Raw genomic sequence first — 4818 nt, forward strand, 5'->3', positions numbered from 1 at the left:
CGTTCGGCCATCGTGGTTAATGGGGCGCCTCAGATCAAAAACCAAAGCGAGGCGGCCTTAAAGCCGACCTGCTCCACGGCTGTACCTGATCCCCTGTGGGCGAGCCTGCTCGCGAAGAATGTCCGGGCAACGCTCTCATCCAGGCGCCCCGCGTCATCGTTGAAGTCCATCGCGAGCAGGCTCGCTCCTACAAAGGTCCGTGTGGAACCTGTGGGAGCGAGCCTGCTCGCGAAGAATGTCCGGACAACGCGTTCATCCAGGCGCCGCGCGTCATCAACGCTCCATGACATAGGTGCCAGGTGCGGGGCAGAGGGGCGGGTATTTGCGCGAGCCAAGTTTCTTCGGCGCCGGCCGGCTTTCGCCTGAGCGCTGGCCGATCCATTCGCGCCAATGCGGCCACCAGCTGCCTTGCTGGCGCTCGCCCGCGTTTTGCAGCCAGGTTTCCGGGGTCTCGGCGGCGGCCGGTGCGGCGTAGTAGAACGACTTCGGGTTGCCCGGCGGGTTCACCAGGCTTTGCAGGTGGCCGGCGTTGGACAGTACGTAGGTGGCGTCCTCGCCAAACAGTCGGGCGGTGCCGTAGCAGCCCTGCCAGGGTGTGATGTGGTCGGTGGTGCCGCCGATCACATAGGCGCCGACCTTCACTTGGGTCATGTCGATCGACTCGCCGGCAATCTCCAGGGAGCCCGGGTTGCTGTAGGGGTTCTGCTGGACCAGGTCGAGGTAATCCGCGTGCAGTTGGGCGGGTAGTCGCGTGGTGTCGCTGTTCCAGGCCAGGATGTCGAAGGCCGGCGGCTTGTTGCCCAGCAGGTAGTTGTTGACCCAGTAGTTCCAGATCAAGTCGTTGGGCCGCATCCAGGCGAACATGCGGGCCATGCCCTGGCCGCTCAGTACGCCCTTGCGCCGGGAGCTGGCCTTGGCCGCGCGCAGGGCCGACGGGGTGGTGAACAACCCCAGGGTGGTGTCGTCCAGTGCCGAAGGCATGTCCAGCACGCACACGGCCCAGCTGGTGTTGGCCACCTTGTGGCCTTCGCCACGGGCCGCCAGCCAGCCCAGGTAAGCCGCCAGGGTGATGCCGCCCGAGCAGGAGCCCCACATGTTGACGTCCGGGCTGCCGGTGATCTGGCGTGCCACGTCCACCGCCTGGTCGAGGCACAGCGCGTACTCGGCCAAGCCCCAGTCGCGGTGCTCGCGGGTGGGGTTGCGCCAGCTGATGACAAAGAGCGTCACGCCGCTGTCCTGGATCCACTTGATCAGGCTTTTCTCCGGTGACAGGTCGATGGCGTAGTACTTGTTGATTTGCGGCGGCGACATCACCAAGGGCCGGGCATGGACATTTTCAGTGGTGGGGGCGAACTGCAGCAGCTCGAACATCTCGTTGCGAAACACCACTTGGCCCTTGGCCGTGGCGATGTTTTCGCCAACCGTAAACGGCGAGCTGTCGACCTGTTTTGGGAGCCCACGGTTGTTCAGCATGTCATCGCCGAACTGGCGGATGCCCCTGGCCAGGCTCATGCCCCCGGTGTCCACCAGCTTGCGCAGTGCCGCCGGATTGGTCAGCGGCGAGTTGCTCGGTGCCACGGCATCGGCCAGCAGTTCTGCGACGAACCGGGCGCGGCTCTTTTCCAGCGGGGCAAGGTCGGTGGATTCGATGAAGCGGGTCAGTTCACTTTGCCCGGCCAGGTAGCTCTGCAGCAGCGCGCGCAGGAAGGCGTTGGATTGCCAGGCTGGATCGGCAAAGCGTTTGTCCTTGGGGTTTGGCGCGATGCTGGAATTGCCGCCGACGATGCCGCGCAGTTCCTTCAGGTAGCCACCCAGATGGGCGCCAGCCTTGAGCGGCGACAAGCCCACGGCCTTGAGCAGGTAACCGGCCGAGCTGGCCAGGTCCGCCGCGCGCACGCTGACCAGCGGATTGGCCGCCAGGGTCTGGTTGGAAGCCGTGCCGATCAGCTCTTGTTGCTGGGTGTCGCCAGCGGGATCACCCTCCTTGCGAACGCGGCGCTTTCGGCCGGTTGCTGGGGGGCGCTGGGTTGGAGTTACGGACTCGCTCGTTCGGGTGGATCTGCTCATGTCGGCTCTCTTTTATCCGGGTGCTGAGCCCGGTTGTTATTTTGCTCCGACTCTAGGGTGTAGCAGGGGGCGACCACCTCGCATTGCACGACAGCGAATTTTCATTTCATGACACGGGGAGCGCAGGCCGATGAGTTGAACGTGAGCGCCTGCAGGCATGCATAGCGGAATTGAAAGCGGGTTTGACCCAGCGCGCTTGAAGCGCGCCGGCACTCATTTCAGGAGTGTGGGCAGCTTGGTGTCTGCCCACGCCGCGTCAGAAGTCGAAGAACACCGTTTCCGCTTCGCCTTGAAGATGAATATCGAAGCGGTACGCCAGCTTGCCATCCACGGTGCAGCGCCTGGCGACCAGGGATTCGCGCCGGTGGGGCTGTTCGATCAGGTTCAACACCGGATCCACGGCATTCGCCTCGGGTTCGTCGTCGAAATACAGGCGGGTCTGCAGGTGAATGTTGATGCCCCGGGCAAACAACGCCACGTTGATATGCGCCGCCATGGTAACGCCCGAGGCGTTTTTCAGCCTGCCGGGCTTGACGGTCTTGATCGTCCATTCACCGACATCGGTGGTCGCGGTACGGCCAAAACAATTGAAGGGTTTTTCCAGGTCGAACGCGCTGTCGTAGACGCCGTCGTGGTTGGCTTGCCAGCACTCCAGGAAGGCGTCGCGAATCAAGTGGCCATTACCGTCATACACGTGGCCCACCACTAGAATATGCTCGCCTGGCGCGCCAGGCCTGGCCATCTCATTCCAGATTTCCTGCTCACGCGGCGCGTTGCCGGCGGCCTCTAGCGCCAGGCCGATATGCACATAAGGCCCGGCGGTTTGCGACGGGGTTTCAGGCAGAAGTTGAACGGGCATTCGCAGGCCTCCTCAGCAGTTTTCGAAGTGGGTCTTGCGCTGGCCGCGCAGGACGATATCAAAACGATAAGCCAGGCAATCCATGGGATTGGCCATGCCCATGTCCAGGCGGGCGATCAAGCTCTGTACCGCGTCCGGGTTGGCGATCGACTTGACGATCGGGCACATGGGGATGAGCGGATCACCTTCGAAATACAGCTGGGTAATCAGGCGCGTGGCAATCGAGGGGCCACTGATGGAGACATGGATATGCGCAGGTCGCCAATCGTTGGGGCCGTTGCGCCATGGGTAGGGGCCGGGCTTGACGGTGCGGAAACTGTAGTTGCCATCGCGGTCGGTCAACGCACGGCCAACGCCGCCGAAATTGGGGTCGAGGGGGGCCAGGTAACTGTCTTTCTTGTGCCGGTAACGACCACCGGCATTGGCTTGCCACATCTCCACCAGGGTGTGGGGAATCGGCTTGCCGTATTGATCGCAAACCCGGCCCGCGACGATGATGCGTTCGCCGATGGGCAGGCCGCCGTGATTGAAATTCAACAGCAGGTCGTTATCGTGCCGACCCATTTGCAGATGGGAAAAATCCGGGCCGCTGGTTTCGGATACAGACTGGGGGATGCTCACCAATGCCTGGCGAGGGGAGCGCAGGATCGAGGTCTTGTAGTCAGGCGTCAGGGCCTTGGGATGCCAATTACGGTCACGAATGACGAAGCGGCTGTCGTGCGCATCAGACATGTCGTTTTTCCTATTGTTATGGTGGGACGGAGGCACTGCGTTGGCAGCGACTGGTGGCCCAGTGTCCTCTTGTACGTCCCAGCGCAAAATTGAAAAAATCGACCTTATGCATATCCAGATGGTTATGGATACTGACCTTCGCGATACTCCTGGCCGACCTCGCGCAATGCCTCCACGCACCACTGCGCCGCCGGTGATACCGGTAACGCGGGATTGGTGCACAGCCCGACGGAGCCACCCGGCTCACGCATTCCAAGGTCCAGCTCGACCAACTCACCCTGTCGCAAATCCTGCCTGACAGCGTCGAGAGGGGCGACCCAGATAGCCTGGCTGCACAGCACGTAGCGCCGACTCAGGGCCACCGACAAGGTTTCCAGGCGTTGGCGCGATGGTGTGATCCCGTGCTGGACGAACAGGCTGTCGGCGAACTTGCGGATCGTCGTCCCCGCCGACGGCAATACCAGCGGATAGTCTTCGAGGTTTTTCTGTCCCGACGGATCGTTGAGCACCGGGTGGCCGCTGCGGACCACCAGGGTCATGGATTCGCTGTACAAGTGCTCGAACGCGAGCCCTTGTATCAGTGGGCTATCGGTCATCCGGCCCACCACCAGGTCCAGCTCACCGACCCGCAGTCGGGACAGCAAATAGGCACTTGGGCCAGTCACGACACTGACCACCAACGCCGGGTGACGGTCGTGCAGGCGGCAGACTACTTCCGGTACCAACAGGCTTTCGACCGTGGATAGCACGCCGAGCTGCACGGTAATGGGCTCATGCACGCCCGAGCGCAAACTGTTGACCCCGTCGCGCAGCGCTTGCACGCTCGGCCCTGCGTATCGCAGGAAGGCCACGCCGGCTTCGGTCAGCGTCGAGCCCTTTTTACCCCGTTCAAACAGCCTGGCATCGAGCAGGGTTTCCAGTTCCTTCAAGGTTTTGGAAAGCGCTGGCTGGCTGATCGCCAATTTGTCGCAGGCACGTGCCAGGCTGCCCTGGCGTGCCACCTCGAGAAAACACAGCAGATGCCGGAATTTGATTCGGTTATCGATGTTCAAAAGGGGGCTCTGCCTTGGTGGTTTGGCCTCTATTATTGTTGGATTTGCAGTGGTTGTGTGGTTGTCCCGGCCATTTTTTGGGGGGCACATCCATTGCTGCGGTAACGG

Annotated in this window: 4 protein-coding genes; all 4 read right to left on the reverse strand. The window is 62.2% G+C overall.

The window, feature by feature from the left end; genetic code table 11:
• Positions 1 to 273: 273 nt before the first annotated feature.
• The 4 genes from PG5_RS32130 to pcaQ all read right to left on the reverse strand — a co-directional run bounded on the left by PG5_RS32130 (position 274) and on the right by pcaQ (position 4710).
• On the reverse strand, positions 274 to 2067 hold the full coding sequence (locus PG5_RS32130) for an alpha/beta fold hydrolase (RefSeq protein WP_020801255.1): 1794 nt from the start codon (positions 2065 to 2067) through the stop codon (positions 274 to 276).
• 256 nt (positions 2068 to 2323) lie between these two features.
• On the reverse strand, positions 2324 to 2926 hold the full coding sequence (gene pcaG / locus PG5_RS32135; protein ID WP_020801256.1) for a protocatechuate 3,4-dioxygenase subunit alpha: 603 nt from the start codon (positions 2924 to 2926) through the stop codon (positions 2324 to 2326).
• A 12-nt stretch (positions 2927 to 2938) separates the two neighbouring features.
• Positions 2939 to 3658, reverse strand: coding sequence for a protocatechuate 3,4-dioxygenase subunit beta (pcaH, locus tag PG5_RS32140; protein WP_020801257.1), 720 nt, complete (start codon positions 3656 to 3658; stop codon positions 2939 to 2941).
• Between the two features lie 122 nt (positions 3659 to 3780).
• Complete coding sequence (pcaQ, locus tag PG5_RS32145) at positions 3781 to 4710, reverse strand: pca operon transcription factor PcaQ (RefSeq protein WP_020801258.1); 930 nt, start codon at positions 4708 to 4710, stop codon at positions 3781 to 3783.
• Between the last annotated feature and the right edge of the window lie 108 nt (positions 4711 to 4818).

This window comes from Pseudomonas sp. G5(2012), from assembly GCF_000408945.1.
GTDB lineage: Bacteria > Pseudomonadota > Gammaproteobacteria > Pseudomonadales > Pseudomonadaceae > Aquipseudomonas > Aquipseudomonas umsongensis.